The sequence below is a fragment of the Pseudomonas sp. R9.37 genome (genome assembly GCF_963878885.1).
GTDB lineage: Bacteria > Pseudomonadota > Gammaproteobacteria > Pseudomonadales > Pseudomonadaceae > Aquipseudomonas.
This window is the reverse complement of the sequence record NZ_CAWNZA010000022.1, coordinates 211,289-230,428: the sequence shown is the minus strand read 5'-3', so window position 1 is coordinate 230,428 and position 19,140 is coordinate 211,289. Positions and strand designations below refer to the sequence as shown.

Annotated in this window: 14 protein-coding genes; 8 read left to right on the top strand and 6 right to left on the bottom strand. The window is 60.7% G+C overall.

The features are described from left to right. Positions 1–5: 5 nt before the first annotated feature. Together AACU78_RS13310 and ppsA are read right to left on the bottom strand one after the other, a co-directional pair. Entirely contained in the window at positions 6–995 is a 990-nt protein-coding gene (locus AACU78_RS13310) for an alpha/beta fold hydrolase (protein WP_106576301.1), read from the bottom strand. A gap of 106 nt (positions 996–1,101) precedes the next feature. Then, positions 1,102–3,477, bottom strand: a complete 2,376-nt coding sequence (ppsA, locus tag AACU78_RS13305) for a phosphoenolpyruvate synthase (protein ID WP_106576300.1) — start codon at positions 3,475–3,477, stop codon at positions 1,102–1,104. A gap of 178 nt (positions 3,478–3,655) precedes the next feature. Between ppsA and ppsR the strand changes: the two genes are divergently transcribed. Further along, a complete protein-coding gene (ppsR, locus tag AACU78_RS13300) occupies positions 3,656–4,474 on the top strand; it encodes a posphoenolpyruvate synthetase regulatory kinase/phosphorylase PpsR (protein ID WP_058412273.1) in 819 nt (272 codons plus the stop codon). A 109-nt stretch (positions 4,475–4,583) separates the two neighbouring features. On the opposite strand, the gene AACU78_RS13295 is transcribed toward ppsR, so the two are convergent. Next, complete coding sequence (locus AACU78_RS13295) at positions 4,584–6,008, bottom strand: aminotransferase-like domain-containing protein (RefSeq protein ID WP_106576709.1); 1,425 nt, start codon at positions 6,006–6,008, stop codon at positions 4,584–4,586. A gap of 160 nt (positions 6,009–6,168) precedes the next feature. On the opposite strand from AACU78_RS13295, the gene AACU78_RS13290 reads away from it, so the two are divergent. Genes AACU78_RS13290 through AACU78_RS13270 form a run of 5 tightly spaced genes read left to right on the top strand, consistent with a single transcriptional unit; the run spans position 6,169 to position 11,657 of the window. Then, positions 6,169–7,062, top strand: a complete 894-nt coding sequence (locus AACU78_RS13290) for a DMT family transporter (protein WP_164487959.1) — start codon at positions 6,169–6,171, stop codon at positions 7,060–7,062. A gap of 38 nt (positions 7,063–7,100) precedes the next feature. Further along, the gene (moeB, locus tag AACU78_RS13285) at positions 7,101–8,963 is read left to right on the top strand and encodes a molybdopterin-synthase adenylyltransferase MoeB (RefSeq protein ID WP_106576298.1); all 1,863 of its coding nucleotides are present in this window, start codon (positions 7,101–7,103) and stop codon (positions 8,961–8,963) included. Positions 8,964–8,978: 15 nt separating this feature from the next. After that, positions 8,979–9,893, top strand: coding sequence for a PLP-dependent cysteine synthase family protein (locus tag AACU78_RS13280; RefSeq protein ID WP_106576297.1), 915 nt, complete (start codon positions 8,979–8,981; stop codon positions 9,891–9,893). A gap of 37 nt (positions 9,894–9,930) precedes the next feature. Further along, a complete protein-coding gene (locus AACU78_RS13275) occupies positions 9,931–10,923 on the top strand; it encodes a serine O-acetyltransferase (RefSeq protein ID WP_106576296.1) in 993 nt (330 codons plus the stop codon). A gap of 2 nt (positions 10,924–10,925) precedes the next feature. Next, a complete protein-coding gene (locus tag AACU78_RS13270; protein WP_106576295.1) occupies positions 10,926–11,657 on the top strand; it encodes an alanyl-tRNA editing protein in 732 nt (243 codons plus the stop codon). Positions 11,658–11,716: 59 nt separating this feature from the next. Here the strand turns inward: AACU78_RS13270 and AACU78_RS13265 are convergent, their stop codons facing one another. After that, a complete protein-coding gene (locus AACU78_RS13265; protein ID WP_146151410.1) occupies positions 11,717–12,463 on the bottom strand; it encodes a hypothetical protein in 747 nt (248 codons plus the stop codon). Between the two features lie 537 nt (positions 12,464–13,000). On the opposite strand from AACU78_RS13265, the gene AACU78_RS13260 reads away from it, so the two are divergent. Together AACU78_RS13260 and AACU78_RS13255 are read left to right on the top strand one after the other, a co-directional pair. Continuing rightward, positions 13,001–14,746 (top strand): ABC transporter permease, encoded by a 1,746-nt coding sequence (locus tag AACU78_RS13260; RefSeq protein WP_106576293.1) that lies wholly within the window; start codon positions 13,001–13,003, stop codon positions 14,744–14,746. 14 nt (positions 14,747–14,760) lie between these two features. After that, complete coding sequence (locus AACU78_RS13255) at positions 14,761–16,080, top strand: ABC transporter ATP-binding protein (protein ID WP_106576292.1); 1,320 nt, start codon at positions 14,761–14,763, stop codon at positions 16,078–16,080. A 149-nt stretch (positions 16,081–16,229) separates the two neighbouring features. Here the strand turns inward: AACU78_RS13255 and prpD are convergent, their stop codons facing one another. Next, positions 16,230–17,714: a 2-methylcitrate dehydratase gene (prpD, locus tag AACU78_RS13250; RefSeq protein WP_106576291.1), complete on the bottom strand. Its 1,485-nt coding sequence runs from the start codon at positions 17,712–17,714 to the stop codon at positions 16,230–16,232. A 233-nt stretch (positions 17,715–17,947) separates the two neighbouring features. After that, positions 17,948–19,138: a 2-methylaconitate cis-trans isomerase PrpF gene (prpF, locus tag AACU78_RS13245; protein ID WP_106576290.1), complete on the bottom strand. Its 1,191-nt coding sequence runs from the start codon at positions 19,136–19,138 to the stop codon at positions 17,948–17,950. Positions 19,139–19,140: the final 2 nt, after the last annotated feature.

The window sequence follows — 19,140 nt, the reverse complement described above, 5'->3', positions numbered from 1 at the left end:
CTTGATCAAACAGCCGCCAGTACCTGCGGGTGCGCCCCGGCCAAGGGTGTCAGTGGATCGTTCAACCACCGCGCTACCATTGGCCATACCTCGGCTTGAGCGGCTTTGCTGACCAACATCTCGACATGCCCGAAATCCCCGCTGAAGCCTTGCTGGCGACCCAGACACAAGTATTGGCGGTGCTCGGAGCCGACTTGCTCGAACAACTTGCGGCACGCCCAATCCGGGTCCTGCTGGTCACCGGCGGCACTCACCGCCAACAACGGCACATCGACTTCCGCGAGGCCCTTCCACCAATCCTGTTTCCCATCGCCAAAGCGACCGAACAGGCCGTTCCAACGCATGGCTTCGATCATCACGCCCGCAGGCTCATCCTCCGGACCACGCTTAAGCCGCGCGCCGGACACCTCGCCAAAACGTTTCAGGAGCACACGAGCGGTCCACTCCACCGGGGGAATTTTCAACGGCCAGTGGGTACGGCTGACCTGGCAACCAAACAACGCCACCGAGGCCACCGCTGGCGCCCCCAGGTACTGCCCGCCTAGGGCTGCAGCCAGTGCGGTACCGCCCAGGGAATGCCCGATCCAGTGCGGGATTTGTGCACATTGCTCACGCACAAACGCGCCGATGGCCGGCAAATCGTAACGCGCGTAGTCGGCAACGCGATTGCTCGCGTAGTCATGGTTGCGCTTGGACAAGCCATGCCCGCGCATTTCCGCAATCCACACATCAAAGCCCTGGCGCGCCAGATAGGCGCCCAAACCGATGCCTTTGGGCGAGTACCAGAAACGCCGGTTGGAAAAACTACCGTGCAATAAAATTACCGGCGTGCCCCGGTTTTCCGGGACATCGGCCAGGCCCAAACGCGTTACGGCCAGCTCGACGGTACCGTCGGGGCTGTTGCCGGGTTTGAGGCGGTACACGTCTTCACTCAGGTCGCCGCGACGTTCAGCACTGATCAGGGCGACGGGAAACAGGTTGCTGCTGCTTTGCATAATGCTCTTGCACAAAAAAGGGCGGCGTCCGGAAGGAGTTCCGCCCTGCACAGATAAGAATGCCGGTCACCCTTTGGGAGTGACCGGCACTTTTTAAGTCACGACCTTAGGCGGACGCTTGCCCTTCCGCCAGGAAGAACCAGGTTTCCAACACGGAATCGGGGTTCAGCGAGACGCTCTCGATACCCTGTTCCATCAGCCATTTGGCCAGGTCCGGGTGGTCGGAAGGGCCCTGGCCGCAGATGCCGATGTACTTGCCGGCCTTGTTACAGGCCTGGATGGCGTTGGCCAGCAGCTTCTTGACCGCAGGGTTACGCTCATCGAACAGGTGGGCGATGATCCCCGAGTCACGGTCCAGGCCCAGGGTCAGCTGAGTCAGATCGTTGGAGCCAATGGAGAAACCGTCGAAGAACTCCAGGAACTCTTCGGCCAAAATGGCGTTGGACGGCAGCTCGCACATCATGATGACACGCAGGCCGTTTTCACCACGGCTCAGGCCGTTTTCTGCGAGCAGGTCGACCACTTGGCTCGCTTCGCCCAAGGTACGCACGAACGGCACCATGATCTCGACGTTGGTCAGGCCCATCTCATTGCGCACGCGCTTGAGAGCACGGCACTCAAGCTCGAAGCAATCGCGGAAGGCCTCGCTGATGTAGCGCGAGGCACCACGGAAGCCCAGCATCGGGTTTTCTTCTTCCGGCTCGTAGAGCTTGCCGCCGATCAGGTTGGCGTATTCGTTGGACTTGAAGTCCGACAGCCGCACGATCACCTTTTTCGGGTAGAACGCCGCCGCCAGGGTGCTGATGCCTTCCACCAGTTTCTCGACGTAGAAGCCCACCGGATCGTTGTAGCCGGCGATGCGCTTGTCGACGCTTTCCTTGATGTCCAGCGGCAGGCCGTCGTAGTTCAGCAGAGCCTTGGGGTGCACGCCGATCATGCGGTTGATGATGAATTCCAGGCGGGCCAGGCCCACACCGGCGTTCGGCAACTGCGCAAAATCAAAGGCGCGGTCCGGGTTGCCGACGTTCATCATGATCTTGAACGGCAGGTCCGGCATGGCATCGATGGAGTTTTGCTTGATGTCGAAGCCCAGCTCACCTTCAAAGATGAAACCAGTGTCGCCTTCAGCGCAGGATACGGTCACGCCCTGGCCGTCTTTCAACAGTTGGGTCGCGTTGCCGCAGCCCACCACTGCCGGAATACCCAGCTCGCGGGCGATGATCGCCGCGTGGCAAGTGCGCCCGCCACGGTTGGTGACGATGGCGCTGGCGCGCTTCATCACCGGCTCCCAGTCCGGGTCGGTCATGTCGGACACCAGCACGTCGCCCGGCTGGACTTTGTCCATCTCGGACACGTCCTTGATGATCCGCACCTTGCCGGCGCCGATGCGCTGGCCGATGGCACGACCTTCCACCAGCACGGTGCCGGTTTCTTTCAGCAGATAGCGTTCCATAACGTTGGCAGAGGTGCGGCTTTTCACGGTTTCAGGACGCGCCTGCACGATGTACAGCTTGCCGTCATCACCGTCTTTGGCCCACTCGATGTCCATCGGGCACTTGTAGTGCTTTTCGATGATCATCGCTTGTTTGGCCAACTCGCTGACCTCAGCGTCGGTCAGGCAGAAACGCGCGCGCTCGGCCTTGTCCACTTCAACGGTTTTTACCGAGCGACCGGCCTTGGCCTCGTCGCCGTAGATCATCTTGATGGCCTTGCTGCCCAGGTTGCGGCGCAGGATCGCCGGGCGACCGGCCTCAAGCGTGTGTTTGTGTACGTAAAATTCGTCCGGGTTCACCGCGCCTTGAACGACGGTTTCGCCCAGGCCGTAGGCGCCGGTGATGAACACCACGTCACGGAAACCGGATTCGGTGTCCAGGGTGAACATCACGCCGGCGGTGCCGGTTTCCGAACGCACCATGCGCTGCACACCGGCAGACAGGGCCACCAGCTTGTGGTCGAAACCCTGGTGTACGCGGTAGGAAATGGCGCGATCGTTAAAGAGGGAGGCAAATACTTCCTTGGCCGCGCGGATCACGTTTTCGACGCCGCGGATATTCAGGAAGGTTTCCTGCTGACCGGCAAAGGAGGCGTCTGGCAAATCTTCGGCGGTGGCCGAAGAGCGCACGGCGACGGCCATGTCCGGGTTGCCGGCCGACAATGTAGCGAAGGCGGTACGGATTTCTTCGTTGAGCTTCTCGGGGAACTCGGCGTCCATGATCCATTGACGGATCTGGGCACCGGTCTTGGCCAGGGCGTTGACGTCATCGACGTCCAGGGCGTCCAGCGCGGCGTGGATCTGGGCGTTGAGGCCGCTCAGCTCGAGGAAGTCGCGGTAAGCCTGGGCCGTGGTGGCGAAACCACCGGGCACCGAGACACCAGCGCCTGCAAGATTACTGATCATCTCGCCGAGGGATGCGTTCTTGCCCCCCACATGCTCTACATCATGGACGCCGAGCTTATCGAGGGAAACTACGTACTCTACCAAGGTGATCTCTCCACTTTCTGTGTTGGAAAAGCTCAGGACGCCGGCGGCTCAGTAGGAGCAAACGCCAGCGCTTGTGGCCTGGACCTGGAAAATAAGTGAGAATGCGGCCCACTGCGGGACGGCAAAATCGCGCCTATCATATCCAAGATTCGCCATCAGCTTAAGGCCCAGGGCTCAAATGAAACGATCTGCTTTCTTTATCTCCGACGGCACCGGCATCACAGCCGAAACATTGGGTCAGAGCCTGCTCGCGCAGTTCGAAAACATTACCTTCGCCAAATTCACGCGGCCCTATATCGACAGCGTGGATAAAGCGCGGGCCATGGTACAACAAATCAATCTGGCGGCTGAAAAAGACGGTTTTCGCCCGATCATTTTCGACACCATCGTCAATCAAGACATCCGTGAGATCCTCGCCACCTCCAATGGTTTCATGATCGACATCTTCTCCACGTTCCTGGCGCCCCTGGAACAGGAGTTGAGTGAACACTCCTCCTATTCAGTAGGAAAGTCCCATTCCATTGGCCACAACTCCAACTATATGGAGCGTATCGAGGCGGTAAACTTTGCCCTCGACAACGATGACGGCGCCCGCACTCATTATTATGACAAGGCCGATTTGATCCTGGTGGGTGTGTCCCGCTGCGGTAAAACCCCGACGTGCCTGTATATGGCCATGCAGTTCGGTATCCGCGCGGCCAATTACCCGCTGACCGAAGACGACATGGAACACCTGACGCTGCCGGCCGCCCTGCGCGCGCACCAGCACAAGCTGTTCGGTCTGACCATCGACCCGGACCGCCTCACGGCGATTCGTAACGAACGCAAGCCCAATAGCCGCTATTCCAGCTACGCACAGTGCGAATTCGAAGTGCGCGAGGTGGAAAATCTGTTCCGCCGCGAGAATATTGCGCACATCAATTCCACGCATTTTTCGGTGGAAGAGATTTCGGCGAAGATTCTGGTGGAAAAAGGCGTGGAGCGCCGATTCAAATAACTGGGTTGCCTGGGCCGGCCCCTTTGCAGGCAAGCCAGCTCCCACATTTGCATGCATTCCCGTGTGGGGGCTGGCTTGCCTGCGATGAACGATAACGCGGTAAACCGGCCTACAGGTGAAACCGGCCACCCCCCTGCCCCAACGCCGTCGCCAGCGCATCAAACCCCGCCCGCAACAATTGATCGTCACCCGACGTATTACAGATACTCGCCCGAATAAACTGCGGCACCGCCGTTTGCCCTACGGCAAAGGCCTCGGCCGTGGCGATCAGGTAATTATTCTGCTTGAGTTCCGCTTCGATTTCCGACGCGCGCCATGGCTCCGGCACTTCAATCCAAAAATGCGGACTGTTGAGGTGGGTGCGGTACTCAAGGCCGGTCAGCAGGTCGCGCACCAGGGCTTTGCGGCGGCTGATCTCGTTGATCTGCTGACGTAGCAGGTATTCCGCCGTGCCGTTTTCGATCCACTGGGTCGCCAGCTCCAGGGTGACTGGCGTGGCCATCCAGCACGTCGAGCGCAAGGCCGCCGAAATACGGCTGACCAGCGCCGGTGGCGCGTGCACATAGCCCACCCGCAAACCTGCGGACACCGCCTTGCTCAGGCTACTGATCAAAATCGTACGTTCAGGCGCGAAATGGCTGAGGGGCGGCGGCCGATCTTCTACCAATACGCCGTGGGCTTCGTCTTCCAGAATCAGCAGATTGTGCTCGCGACACACCTTGACCAACGCTTCCCGGCGCGCGACCGACAATACCGCCGTGGTCGGGTTCTGGATGGTGGGCGTGCAATACAACGCCGACACCCGGTGATTACGACAGACTTCATCCAGCGCGCCCGGCAGCACGCCTTCTTCATCCATCTCCAGGCCGATCAGGCGCACGCCGAGCATGCGCGCGGCCGTGATCAGCCCTGGATAGGTCAGCTGTTCGGTGACCACCGTATCGCCCGCTCGCAGCAATGCCATCATCGCGCACAGCAGGCCATGCTGACCGCCGTTGACGCAGATGACCTGTTCGGGAATCGGATGAAAATCACGCTGCACCAGCCACTGCGCCCCGGCCTCACGGTAGCGCGGCAAACCGGCATCCGGGGTGTAGGCGCTGATGTCCTGGAGAAACTTGGCGTTGGTCGACAACGTTTGGAAGCTCTGGGCCAGAAACACCGTCTCCTGACCAGGAATATGCATGTTACGGCTCATGTCGAAGTAATGGCGCGGCTCCTCGCTGACGTTGCGAAAACCTTCATCACGCTGGCGCTCCATCCCACGCTTGCGCACGAAAGTGCCGTCACCCACTCGCGCCACCACCAACCCGAGGCGTTCCAGTTCGCCGTAGGCCCGGCTGATAGTGCCGATGGTCACACCCAGATTGTCGGAAAGCACCCGATGGGGCGGCAGTTTTCGTCCGGGTTCAATCAAGCCTTCAAGGATGCCCCGTTCCATCACATCGGACAGGCGCTTGTACTTCACGCCCTGACCGCTGGACAACCCCTCACGCATAATTGACACCATGTCAATATTTGTTTTGACAGCCATCATTCGCCCTAATAGTGTGCTTTTACGGGTTCAATCACCGAATGAAACAACTTAATACACAGTCAATATAGAGTTCAATTCCGGCTCAGGGAAGCAATAAACGATGCCAATGTCCGCCGTTCTTGAAAACACAACAAAAACAAAAACTCAGAAACAGTGGTTGGCCGGCCTGGTAACCAGCGTGATGTTTCTTATCGTGTGCCTGAGTTGGGGCACTACATGGCTGGGGATCAAGATCGCCGTCGAAAGCGTGCCACCGCTGACCTCCGCGGGCTTGCGCTTCCTGATCGCCTTCCCGCTGTTCCTGTGTTTCGCCCTGGTGCGCCGCGAGCCCATCCTGTTCCCGCGCGAAAGCCGCTGGTTCTTCGTATTCGTGACGCTGTCCTACTTCAGCGTTCCCTATTACCTGCTCAACTACGGCGAGATGCATGTTTCTTCAGGCCTCACCGCGCTGCTGTTCAGCTGCATGCCGGTGTTTATCCTGATTTTTTCCGCGCTGTTTCTGCGCGAGCGGATCTATTTTTCCCAGGTAGTCGGCATCGGCATCGGTTTCGGCAGCCTCTACATGATCATCAAGAGCCAGGGCCTGCACCTGGACCACGCCGAGTTCTTCGGGGTGCTGGCGATTCTGACCGCCGCGATCATGCATGCCTTGTGCTACGTCATTACCAAGCAAAAAGGCAGCGCCATCAGCGTGATCACCTACAACACACTGCCCATCGGCATTGCCGGGTTGATGCTGTTTGTGGCCGGCCTGTGGTTTGAAACTCCAACCTTCGAAACCATCACGCTGCGTTCCTGGAGCGCGCTGTTCTACCTGGGGCTGGTGGCGTCGGTGGGCGGGTTTATCGTGTATTTCATGCTGCTCAAGCGCTTGAGTCCGATCATTCTGTCGTTCGTGTTCATCATCTTCCCGGTATTCGCGGTGATCATCGGCGCCTGGTACGAAGGCGTGGAAATTTCCCGTGACCTGATGCTGTATTCCGCCATCCTGCTGGCTGGTTTTGCGATCACCAAGCTGCCTGTCGAAAAACTCCTGGCCAAGAAAAATTGAGCCTCCTGACCCACCCCTATCAGCAACGCGAGAGAAACATGGACGTCCTCCGCCCCAATGCCCTGGAGCAGATCTATGCCCACGCCAGCCGCAGCTACCCAGAGGAATGCTGTGGTTTTGTCTTCGCCGACGGCAGCGTGTACCTGGGCAGCAATATCCAGAACGAATTGCACCGCAAGAACCCCCAGATGTACTCGCGCAGCGCGGCCAACGGCTACACCTTCTCGGTGGCCGACACCCTGTTGATGAACAAGGCGTTGCGCAGTGATAACCCGGTGGTGGTGATCTATCACTCGCACCCGGATGTCGGCGCCTATTTCAGTGACGAAGACCAGGACAAGGCGCTGTTCCTGGGTGAGCCGATCTACCCCGTGAGCTACCTGGTGGTGGACGTACGCCAGGGCAAGGCCCTGGGCTCAAAGCTGTTTGCCTGGGACGGCAAGCATTTCGCCCCTCAACCCTTCAACGACCTGCACACGGAGTTGTCCATGAACGCTGTCTCTTTCCCCGACATTCTGGTTCGCGTGGCCAAGCTGCCGGAATCGACCCTCGAGGGCACCGGATCGACATTGCGCGAAGTCATTGAAAACCTCTGCAGCAGCCATCCGCAGCTGCGCCCGCACCTGTTTCACGAGCAGAACAATCAGCTCAAGGAACACTTCCTGTTCACGGCCGAGGAAGAACTGATCGACGCCGACGAACCCTTGCCGGAAAAAGCCAGAATCGAAGTGCTGCTCGCCACCTCGGGCGGCATGGACGTGGAGGCTTTAAGCAATGAAGAAGTGCAGCGCTACGTGCGTCATATCACTCTGCCTGGCGTCGGGCGCGAAGGTCAGTTGAACCTGAAAAAGGCCAAGGTATTGATCATCGGCACCGGCGGCCTCGGCTCGCCCATCAGCCTGTACCTGGCGGCGGCCGGCATTGGCACCCTGGGCCTGGTGGACTTCGATGTGGTGGAAAGCAGCAACCTGCAGCGCCAGATCGTTCACGGCAACAGCACACTGGGCATGCCCAAGGTCGAGTCGGCCAAGCAGCGCCTGCAGGATCTGAACCGGCACATCCAGATTAACGCGCACGACACCGCCCTCAACGCCGACAACGCCCTGGAGCTGGTAGGCGCCTACGACCTGGTGATCGATGGCACCGATAATTTCGACACGCGTTACCTGGTCAACGACGCCTGCGTGCAGCTGGGTAAGCCGCTGGTCTACGGCGCCATCTACCGCTTCGACGGGCAGATCAGTGTGCTCAACTATAAAGGTGGGCCGTGCTACCGCTGCCTGTTTCCCTCTGCACCGCCTGCCGAGCTGGCACCCAACTGCAGCGCCGGCGGCGTAATCGGCGTATTGCCGGGGGTGGTCGGCATGATTCAAGCCACCGAGGCCATCAAGTTGCTGATCGGCATTGGCGAGCCGCTGTCCGGTCGGTTGATGCGCTTCGATGCGCTGGCGATGAAATTCAGCGAAATCCGCTTCAAGCGTCGCGCCGACTGCCCGTGCTGCTCGGCGCTGCGTCGCAGCGAACCCGTGGCGCCGACAGTGTGCGCCGATGCCGTGCCCAGCCAACCGTCACTGGCCGAAGAACGCTACATCAAGCCGCGAGTACTCAAGCAAGTGCTTGAACACCACCGCAGCGCCGATGTGCTGCTGGACGTGCGTGACGCCACTGAACTGGAGGTGTGCAAACTGCCAGGCGTGGTGCATATCCCCCTGGCCGAACTGGATGAGCAACTGCACAGCCTCAGCCGCGACAACACCCATTACCTGATCTGCTACGCCGGCTCCCGCGCCGAGCAAGCCGCCAGCACTTTGCTGGCCGCCGGTTTCGCCAACACCAAAGTCCTGCAGGGCGGCATGAAACACTGGGTTCGCGACGTCGAACCCGACATGCCTTTGTACTGATCCGGGGGCTGACCGATGTTGCATAACTCCATTCTTGACGTGATCGGCCACACGCCGATCGTGCGTCTGGCGCAGTTTTCCGAAGACCTTGGCATCGAGGTCTACGCCAAGCTGGAATCCCTCAACCCAGGTGGCAGCCACAAGGCACGCATCGCCCTGGGCATGATCCTCGACGCCGAGCGCCGCGGCGTGCTGATGCGCGATTCCGGGCAGACCATCATCGAGCCCAGCGGCGGCAACACCGGCATTGGGCTGGTGATGGCCGGCAACGTGTTGGGTTACAAAGTGGTGCTGGTGATCCCGGACAACTACAGCCCCGAAAAGCAGAAACTGCTGCGCCTGTACGGTGCCAGGGTGGTGCTGTCGGACAGCCGCCTGGGGAACAATTCCCACGGCGAAAAGTGCATGGAGCTGCAGCTGGAAAACCCCAGCTACGTGATGCTCAACCAGCAGCGTAACGGCGCCAATCCGCAAACCCACCGCGACACCACCGCCCCGGAAATCCTCCGCGCGTTCGGTGAACGGCGCGTGGATTATTTCGTCAGCGGCATCGGTACCGGCGGCCACCTCACGGGCATCGGCGAAACGCTCAAGGCCGCCTGGCCTGCACTGCGGGTCATGGGCGTGGAACCGGAGGAATGCGACCTGCTGAAAAACCAGCACGCGCCGCACCATATCCAGGGCCTGTCGATTGGCTTGATCCCGAGCATTCTCAACCTGGACGTGATCGACGGCATGCTCAAGGTGTCGCACCAGGCCTGCATCGACATGATCAAACGCATCATGTGCACCGACGCCATCAGCCTGGGCTTGTCCTCGGCCGCCAACATGGTCGCCATCGCCCAACTCGCCCCCGAACTGCCGCCCGAAACGGTGGTGTTGACCATGGTCTACGACAATGCTGACAGCTACCTGCCCAGTTTCGAATAACCGGTTTCCCAACCATCCAGAACGCGGGGGTGCCTCCATGGGGGGCTTTATCGACATGCAACAGCTGCACGATGAGTTGCTCACCCACCTCATCAAGACCCTGACGCCTGCGCAGATCAAGCAGCTGGAACCGCACCTGGCGCCGCTGATCCAGAACGCCGCCCAGGCGGTGGCCGAAGACTTGATCGCCTATGCCTATCGCGACCCGGCGTCACGCGGGCGCGGCGAGTTGATTCTGGAATCCTATGCCTCGTTCAAGGCCGTGCTGTTCTACCGCCTTGCGCACCTGGTATGGCATTTCCCCGATCAAACCAATGGCGAGTTTTCGCGCATGGCTCTCAAGCTCAGCAACCAGGGCAAAATTCTCTCTGGAGCCGAGATCCATCCCGCTGCGCGCATAGGCCGGCGCTTCGTGCTGGACCACGGTTACGGCACAGTGATCGGCGAAACCTGCGAGATCGGCAACGACTGCTACATCCTCTGCGGCGTGACACTGGGCGCCCGTGGGATCGCCAACAACCCGGATGGCAAACGCCACCCGCGCCTGGGCAACAACGTCGAGGTCGGCGCCGGCGCCCGCGTGTTGGGTTATGTGCTGATCGGCGACAACGTGTTTATCAGCCCTTCGTGCGTCATCACCCAGGACGTGCCTGCAGGGACCAAGGTCAAGGTGGTCAATCAGGTTCAACTGCAGAAAAACGATGAGTCAGACCACAGCAACTACCTCGGGGCGTTTGCCCTGGACGAGCGTTTGCACGTGGTCGGCGAAGTAAATGCCAGCCACAAGGTCACGGTGCTCGACGCCGACTTTCACCCGTTACAGGGGCTGATGCTGGAGCCCACCGTGAAAGAGCGGCATCACCTGCAGTTTCGCCTGCGCCGCCTCGACGTCGGCGAGCAGCTGCCACGCTTGCCGCTGAACCTGAAAATCTGCGGGCCGGAATTTGAAATCACCCTGCTCTCCCCCCCTGGCTTGAGTGCGATGGTGCGCCACCTGTTGCAAGCCAGCCCACTGATTGTCGGAGGTTGAACATGTCTGTGCACACCATGGAAACCCTGGCGCTGTTCGACAGCGCGCCCTATCAGAATGCCTTCAGCGCGCGGGTAATTGCTGTCAGCGAACACGGCATTGCCCTGGAGCACACGCTGTTCTACCCCACCGGCGGCGGCCAGCCGGGCGACACCGGGCACCTGACACTGGCCGATGGCACGCGCGTCGAGGTGATCGGCACCGTACGCGACCCAGTGCTGCGTTCGATCATCTGGCATCAAGTCGAAGAGTGTCCGCCGCAGTTGACTGCCGGGGTCCAGGTGGACGCGGGTCTGAACTGGGAGCGCCGCTACCAGCATATGAAGATGCACACCTGCCTGCATTTGCTGTGCTCGATCATTGATGCCCCCGTCACCGGTTGCAGCATCAGCGCAGACAAAGGCCGGCTGGATTTCGACTTGCCGGAAATGACCCTCGATAAAGACAGCATCACCCGCGACCTCAACGCCCTGATTGAGCAGGCACACGTGGTGAAAACCCTGTCGATGCCCGCCTCGGAGTACTCAACCCTGCTGCAGATCACCCGTACCCAGGCGGTAGCGCCCCCGGTGATCCAGGGTTCGGTGAGGGTAATTGAAATCGCCGGCATCGATATCCAGCCATGCGGTGGCACCCATGTGATCAACACCGAGGAAATCGGCCGGGTGTTCTGCGAGAAAATCGAGAAGAAGAGCAAGCACAACCGCCGGGTGATCCTGCGGTTCGAGGGATAGATCAACCCTGACGCGGCCCGTATGGGGTGCCCCCATACACGGCCGACGCGGTGCAGCCCTTATTGCTTTTGCTCGCTGATTTTCTTGCTCAAGGCTTCGATCTGCGCCTGAAGCTGCGCAACCACGGCCTTGAACTGCGCTTCCATCTGATCAAGCCCAGCCTGGAGCTGGGCGTTTTCGCTCATGAGTGCTTCGACGCCACGCGCAGAAGTCGCGTCTGGCTCATCGCTCGGGACCGGCGTTGAGTCATTCGCGGGCGCAGTTGCGTCGGGTGACGGACCCGGCTCAGCGGAATTGTCCGGCTCAGAAGGCACCGCGTTCTGAGGCGTGCCAATCGCGTCAATGCGTTGAGCCAAGCCCTGGATTTGCTCTTGCAGTTGCTGAATTACCGTCTTGAGCTCTCCGAAAAACGCTAACACTTCCTGACGAAACGCTTTGCTCTCACGGTTCAACGCTTCAAGGCTTTGAGCCTGGCCCGGCTCAGTTCCCGATGGGTCCTGTGTAACCGGCGTAGCCTGCGACGGCGCAGTGTGCTGCTCACCTGCAGAACGGTTCTGCGGCGCCGCCTCAGGCTCGTTCGAGGAGGGTTGAGTGGTATTGAGTTGCTGAGTCAGGTCGACGACTTGCTGTTGGAGGCTCTGGATCTGCGGCCCAACCTCGGCGGCAAACCCCTGGAACTTGGCACGAAGCGCTATATTTTTTTGCGTCAGTTCTGCCAGCAAGTCCGTTGCCTCCGAGCCCTGTGACGGTGGCGGGTTCACGATGGCGCTATGACTTGAGAACTGGCCGCGCTGCTCGGGCGTCATCGCGGGACGCAGCGGCGCCGAATCGGGCGGGGTACTGGTGCGTTCGGATGCGTGGGCGCTGTCCTGGTAGCTGATGGGCGACGGCTTTTGAGGCTGTTCATAGCCAACCGTGTAGGGTGCTGGTCGAGTGTTTACGCTAGTCATAGGGACCTTCCCGGATTCAGGTAGTGGAGGGGTGATTGCCGATTCGAAGGCCTGCGTTCGCACGCCGTCTGGTTACCTGATTGGCGTTTCTCTGAAAGAGGGTTCCGGAACCGTAGGGCGGGTAAGTGGCTATTTGTATCTCAGGCAAAAAACAGCGGTGTCTTGCGGTTGTGTCAGGGCGCACGCCCGGCGCACCACCCCATAAGCCGCAGTTCGTACAGGAAACTGACAGCAAATTTATGTGCTTGTAACATTCAGAAACGTACAATCCCGCCAGCAACGCCTCGTTGCCCCTGACTCACGAAAACAGCGCCCGCCCTTCTCGGTGGGTCATTCGTGCAGCAGCTAAGCTCACTCCCATCACGCCCCTGAACGCTGCAGGACTGACTGCCTATGAACAGAGTGTTTCGTCACTATTTACCGGCGTCCACGCTGCGCTTGCTGCCCAATCGCTGGGATTTGGTCGCCTTGCCGTTGGTGATCGGCTTTTTATTGTTTTTCTCCATTACGGCGCGGGAAACCTGGGCACCGATCGCCACGTTGCAAAGTGAAGTGATCTCCCTCGACCCGGCCAACCTGCCGGAATACGCCATGCGCACCACCCTGCGCATGCTGGCGGCGATGGTCGCCGCGCTGGTCTTCACCCTGTTGTACGGCACCCTGGCCGCCAAAAGCCGGCGTGCCGAGAAACTGCTGGTGCCGGTGCTCGACATCCTGCAATCGGTGCCGGTGCTCGGCTATATCTCGTTTACCGTGACGTTTTTCCTGTTGCTGTTTCCCGGGCGTGTACTGGGCGCCGAGTTCGCCGCGATCTTTGCGATTTTCACCAGCCAGGCCTGGAACATGACGTTCAGTTTCTACCAGTCGCTGCGCATGCTGCCCCACGACCTGGTTGAAGTGTCGACCAACCTGCGGCTCTCCGGCTGGCAGAAGTTCTGGAAGCTCGACGTGCCCTTCGCCATGCCCGGGCTGGTCTGGAACATGATGATGAGCATGTCCGGCGGCTGGTTTTTTGTGGTCGCCTCCGAAGCCATTACCGTCGGCGACAAGACCATCACCCTGCCGGGCGTGGGTTCTTACCTGGCCCTGGCCATTGCCCAGAAAGACCTGCACGCCGTGGGTTACGTGATCCTGGCGATGATTGTGGTCATCCTGATGTATGACCAGTTCCTGTTCCGTCCGCTGGTGGCCTGGGCCGACAAGTTCCGCATGGAGACCACGGCCTCTCAGGGCGCCGCGCCGCAATCCTGGCTGTTGAACCTGATCCAGCGTACGCGCGTGGTTCAGCGCATCCTGCGCCCGATCACCCGTGCCATCAGCCGTATCGGTAACAAGCGTTTCAGCCTTGCGGGCGGTGCGCTCAAGGCGTTGCCGGCAGAAACACCGAAGGCGTCAAAAGTGATCGATTGGGTGTGGGGCACACTCATAGCGCTGCTGGCCGCGTATGCGCTGTATCACATCGTGCAGTACGTCGGCACAGAAGTGACCTTTGCCGAGGTCGGCCATGTGTTCGTGTTGGGCCTGATCACGCTGCTGCGGGTAACCGGGCTGATTCTGATCGCATCACTCATCTGGGTACCGCTGGGCGTGATGATCGGCCTGCGCCCCAGCCTGGCGGAGAAAATCCAGCCCCTGGCGCAGTTCCTCGCCGCCTTCCCGGCGAACCTGCTGTTCCCGGTATTCGTCATCGTGATCCTGCACTACAAGCTCAACCCGGACATCTGGCTGAGCCCGCTGATCGTGCTGGGCACCCAGTGGTACATCCTGTTCAACGTAATCGCCGGGGCCAGCGCGTTTCCCAATGACTTCAAGGAAGCTGCCGCCAACTTCCGCATCCGCGGCTGGTTGTGGTGGCGCAAGGTGATGCTGCCGGGGATCTTCCCCTATTACGTTACCGGGGCCATTACCGCTTCGGGCGGCGCGTGGAACGCCAGTATCGTTTCCGAGTACGTGTCCTGGGGCCAGGACAACGTGGTCGCCCACGGGCTGGGCGCCTACATTGCACAGACCACCGCCGCCGGCGACTTCCCGAAAATCGCCCTGGGCGTGGTGGTGATGTCGATCTTTGTGGTGGCCTTCAACCGCGCAGTCTGGCGGCCGATGTACGCCCTGGCTGAAAACAAACTTCGCTTGAATTGACGGGATTCGCTGTGATGAATACCAATACCGAACACGCTGCTGATACCCCGCAAATCTACTCGCTGAAAAACGTCAACCGGGTTTTCGGCAAGGGCAAAGACGAGCTGCAAGTGCTCAGCGGCGTGGACTTGAGCCTGCACGAAGGCGAGATCGTCGGCATGCTCGGGCGCTCCGGCTCGGGCAAGTCCACCTTGCTGCGCATCATCGCCGGGCTGATTCAGCCGTCGTCGGGCGAAGTCCACTACAACGGCGTACCGCTCAACGGCCCGGCCGAAGGCGTGGCCATGGTGTTCCAGACCTTTGCGCTGTTCCCCTGGCTGACCGTGCTGGAAAACGTGGAAGCCGGCCTGCAAGCCTTGCAAGTCGAGCGCAAGGAAAGCCGCCGCCGTGCCCTGGCCGCCATCGACCTGATCGGCCTGGACGGGTTTGAAAACGCCTACCCGCGCGAATTGTCCGGCGGCATGCGCCAGCGCGTGGGCTTTGCCCGTGGCCTGGTGGTTAACCCGACGCTGCTGCTGATGGACGAACCGTTCTCGGCCCTCGACGTGCTCACCGCCGAAACCCTGCGCACCGACTTGCTGGACTTGTGGAGCGGCAAGCAACTGCCGATCAAATCGATCCTGATCGTGACCCACAACATCGAAGAAGCGGTGCTGATGTGCGACCGCATCCTGGTGTTGTCGTCCAACCCTGGCCGCGTGGTCGCCGAAATCAAAGTGCCATTCGCGCACCCGCGCAACCGCCTGGACCCGACCTTTCGGCAAATGGTCGACGACATTTATGCCTTGATGACCGACCGGCGCAGCGCCGATGCCAAAGGCATCCCCGAGTTGAAAATGGGCAGCCTGCTGCCGGAAGTGTCGACCAACCTGATGGCCGGCCTGATCGAAACCCTCGCCGCCGAGCCATACAACGGCCACGCAGGTTTGCCCACGGTGGCCGAGCGCCGTTTGCTGGAAGTGGACGATTTATTCCCGGTGGCCGAGATGCTCGAGCATTTGGGTTTCGCCGAACTCAAGGGCGCCGACATCACCCTTACCGACGCCGGCAAACTGTTCGCCGACTACGGCACCCAGGAACGCAAAACCCTGTTCGCCGAACATTTGATCCGGCACGTGCCACTGGCCGCGCGCATTCATCAGGTGTTGCTCGAGCGCAGCGGGCACCGCGCGCCACGGGTGCGCTTCGAGCAGGAGCTGGAGGACTCGATGACCGAAGCCTTTGTGCAGAAAACCCTGGAAAGCGTGGTGGCGTGGGGCCGGTATGCGGAGATTTTCTCCTATGACGACCATACAGAGACCTTCAGCCTGGATGATGTGGAAGGCAGTATGTAGGGCACTTAAGCGAACACCCATCAAAATGTGGGAGCTGGCTTGCCTGCGATGCAGGCAATTCGGTCTTTCAGAAACACCGAGGTGATGCTATCGCAGGCAAGCCAGCTCCCACATTGATTGGGTTTACACAGTGAGTGTTGTGGTGGTGTTTAGACCACAAACAGGTCCACAAATCGGTTAACCGGCGTAGCCTCAAGCCGCGCCTGATCCTTGCACAACGCAAATATCTCGTCACTGCGCTGCGCGGTAAACCGTGTGGCCAGGTTGGCCTTGAACTTGTCTTCCAGCAATGGAATGCCATCCACCCGACGCCGACGATGGCCAATCGGGTACTCCACCGCCACCTGCTCGGTGCTGGAACCATCCTTGAAAAACACCTGCACCGCGTTGGCGATGGAGCGCTTGTCCGCCTCCAGGTATTCGCGGCTGTAGCGTGGCTCTTCGACGATCACCATCTTCTGGCGCAATTCATCGATGATCGGGTGGGCCGCGTGAAACGCGTCCTCGTACTGCTCGGCCACCAGATTGCCGAAGGCCAACGGCACCGCGGTCATGTATTGCAGGCAGTGGTCGCGGTCGGCGGCGTTGGCCAACGGGCCGACCTTGGAGATGATGCGAATCGCCGACTCGTGGGTGGTGATCACGATGCGCTCGATTTCATGCAGGCGAGCTTTGACCTGCGGGTGCAATGTCACAGCGGCTTCGCAGGCGGTTTGCGCATGGAATTCGGCGGGGAAACTGATCTTGAACAGTACGTTTTCCATCACATAAGTGCCGTAGGGCTGCGACAGGCGGAACGCGCGTTTGTCCTCAGGCTTGAGCGCCAGGTCGTTGTTGGTGTGACTGAACAGCACGTCATAGAAGCCCCACTGCGGCGCACTCAACACACCCGGAATGCCCATCTCGCCGCGCAAGGCGATATCGGCCAGGCGCACGCCACGGCTCGACGCATCCCCGGCGGCCCAAGATTTGCGCGAACCGGCGTTTGGCGCGTGGCGGTAAGTGCGCAGTGCCTGGCCGTCGACAAACGCATGGGACAACGCCGCGAGCAACTGCTCGCGGTTGGCGCCCATCAGCTTGGCGGTGACCGCCGTGGAGGCGACTTTCACCAGCAACACGTGGTCGAGGCCGACACGGTTGAAGGAGTTTTCCAGGGCGATCACGCCCTGGATTTCGTGGGCCATGATCATCGCTTCCAGCACCGCGCGCACGGTCAGCGGCGCGTCGCCATTGGCCACGCGCTTTTGCGAAAGGTGGTCGGCCACGGCGAGGATGCCGCCGAGGTTATCCGAAGGGTGGCCCCATTCGGCGGCGAGCCAGGTGTCGTTGTAGTCGAGCCAACGCACGATGCAGCCGATGTCCCAGGCGGCTTTGACCGGGTCCAGGCGGAACGAGGTGCCCGGCACGCGCGCCCCGAACGGCACGACGGTGCCCTCCACGAGTGGCCCCAGGTGCTTGGTGCACTCGGGAAAACGCAGGGCCAGCAGGCCACAGCCGAGGGTGTCCATCAGGCAGTGGCGGGCGGTGTCCAATGCGGCCTGGGAGTCGATGCGGTAATCGAGGACATAATCGGCGATGTCCTGCAGGACCTGGTCGTAGTCGGGGCGGTTGTTCTGGTCGACGTTGGCGCTCATGGCAGTTCTCCAAACAGTTAGGGGTTGTTCCATCCTCAGGGTCAGGGTTGATCATGTGTTGGCAGGTCTGATTGCCTGCTTATAAGTGTTGGGTAGCGCGCTTAAGCACTAGTGGGCGCGGGCTTGCTCGCGAATGCAGTGGGCCTGTCAACTTATGTGTAGCTGACACACCGCATTCGCGAGCAAGCCCGCTCCCACACAAGCCGGCTCCCACAGGGGTTCAGTGCCGGGGATTAAAAGGCGTCGCCGGGCACGCGTACGAAACCTTCCATCAATACCCGCGCGCTGCGGCTCATGATGGCTTTCTTAACCACCCATTCGCCGTTCACCTGGGTCGCCTCCGCGCCCACACGCAAGGTGCCGGACGGATGCCCGAAGCGCACCGCGTTACGTTCCACACCACCGGCTGCGAGGTTGACCAAGGTGCCGGAAATCGCCGCCGCCGTGCCAATCGCCACCGCCGCCGTGCCCATCATCGCGTGGTGCAACTTGCCCATCGACAAGGCGCGCACCAGCAAATCCACATCACCGGCCTTGATTGCCTTGCCGCTGGACGCCACGTAGTCCAAAGGCTTGGCCACAAAGGCGACCTTGGGCGTGTGCTGACGCTGGGCGGCTTCGTCAAGATGCTTGATCAGGCCCATGCGCAACGCGCCATAGGCCCGCACGGTTTCAAACATCGCCAGGGCTTTGGGGTCGCTGTTGATCGCGCTTTGCAGCTCGGTGCCGGTGTAGCCGAGGTCTTCGGCATTGATGAAAATCGTCGGAATGCCCGCGTTGATCAGCGTCGCCTTGAAAGTGCCGACACCGGGCACCTCCAAGTCGTCGATCAGATTGCCGGTGGGGAACATCGAGCCACCGCCGCCCTCCTCTTCCGCCGCCGGGTCCATGAACTCCAGCTGCACTTCGGCGGCCGGGAAGGTCACGCCGTCGAGTTCGAAGTCGCCGGTTTCCTGCACCGCGCCGTCGGTGATCGGCACATGGGCGATGATGGTCTTGCCGATGTTGGCCTGCCAGACCCGCACCACGGCCACGCCGTTGCGGGGCACGCGGGCGGGGTCGACCAGCCCGGCGCTGATGGCGAACGAACCGACCGCCGCCGACAGGTTGCCGCAGTTACCGCTCCAGTCGACAAAAGGCTTGTCGATGGAGACCTGACCAAACAGGTAGTCCACGTCGTGATCGGCGCGGGTGCTCTTGGCCAGGATTACGGTTTTGCTGGTGCTCGAGGTGGCGCCGCCCATGCCGTCAATTTGCTTGTCGTAGGGATCGGGGCTGCCGATCACGCGTAACAGCAAGGCGTCGCGCGCGGCGCCCGGCACCTGCGCGGCTTCGGGCAGGTCCTTGAGGCTGAAAAACACGCCCTTGCTGGTGCCGCCACGCATGTAGGTGGCGGGAATTTTGATTTGCGCTGCGTGTGCCATGG

Coding starts and splice junctions, on each gene's coding strand:
- AACU78_RS13310 (WP_106576301.1), bottom strand. CDS start 995: ATGCAAAGCAGCAGCAACCTGTTTCCCGTCGCCCTGATCAGTGCTGAA.
- ppsR (WP_058412273.1), top strand. CDS start 3,656: ATGAAACGATCTGCTTTCTTTATCTCCGACGGCACCGGCATCACAGCC.
- AACU78_RS13295 (WP_106576709.1), bottom strand. CDS start 6,008: ATGGCTGTCAAAACAAATATTGACATGGTGTCAATTATGCGTGAGGGG.
- moeB (WP_106576298.1), top strand. CDS start 7,101: ATGGACGTCCTCCGCCCCAATGCCCTGGAGCAGATCTATGCCCACGCC.
- AACU78_RS13280 (WP_106576297.1), top strand. CDS start 8,979: ATGTTGCATAACTCCATTCTTGACGTGATCGGCCACACGCCGATCGTG.
- AACU78_RS13275 (WP_106576296.1), top strand. CDS start 9,931: ATGGGGGGCTTTATCGACATGCAACAGCTGCACGATGAGTTGCTCACC.
- AACU78_RS13270 (WP_106576295.1), top strand. CDS start 10,926: ATGTCTGTGCACACCATGGAAACCCTGGCGCTGTTCGACAGCGCGCCC.
- AACU78_RS13265 (WP_146151410.1), bottom strand. CDS start 12,463: ATGACGCCCGAGCAGCGCGGCCAGTTCTCAAGTCATAGCGCCATCGTG.
- AACU78_RS13260 (WP_106576293.1), top strand. CDS start 13,001: ATGAACAGAGTGTTTCGTCACTATTTACCGGCGTCCACGCTGCGCTTG.
- AACU78_RS13255 (WP_106576292.1), top strand. CDS start 14,761: ATGAATACCAATACCGAACACGCTGCTGATACCCCGCAAATCTACTCG.
- prpD (WP_106576291.1), bottom strand. CDS start 17,714: ATGAGCGCCAACGTCGACCAGAACAACCGCCCCGACTACGACCAGGTC.
- prpF (WP_106576290.1), bottom strand. CDS start 19,138: ATGGCACACGCAGCGCAAATCAAAATTCCCGCCACCTACATGCGTGGC.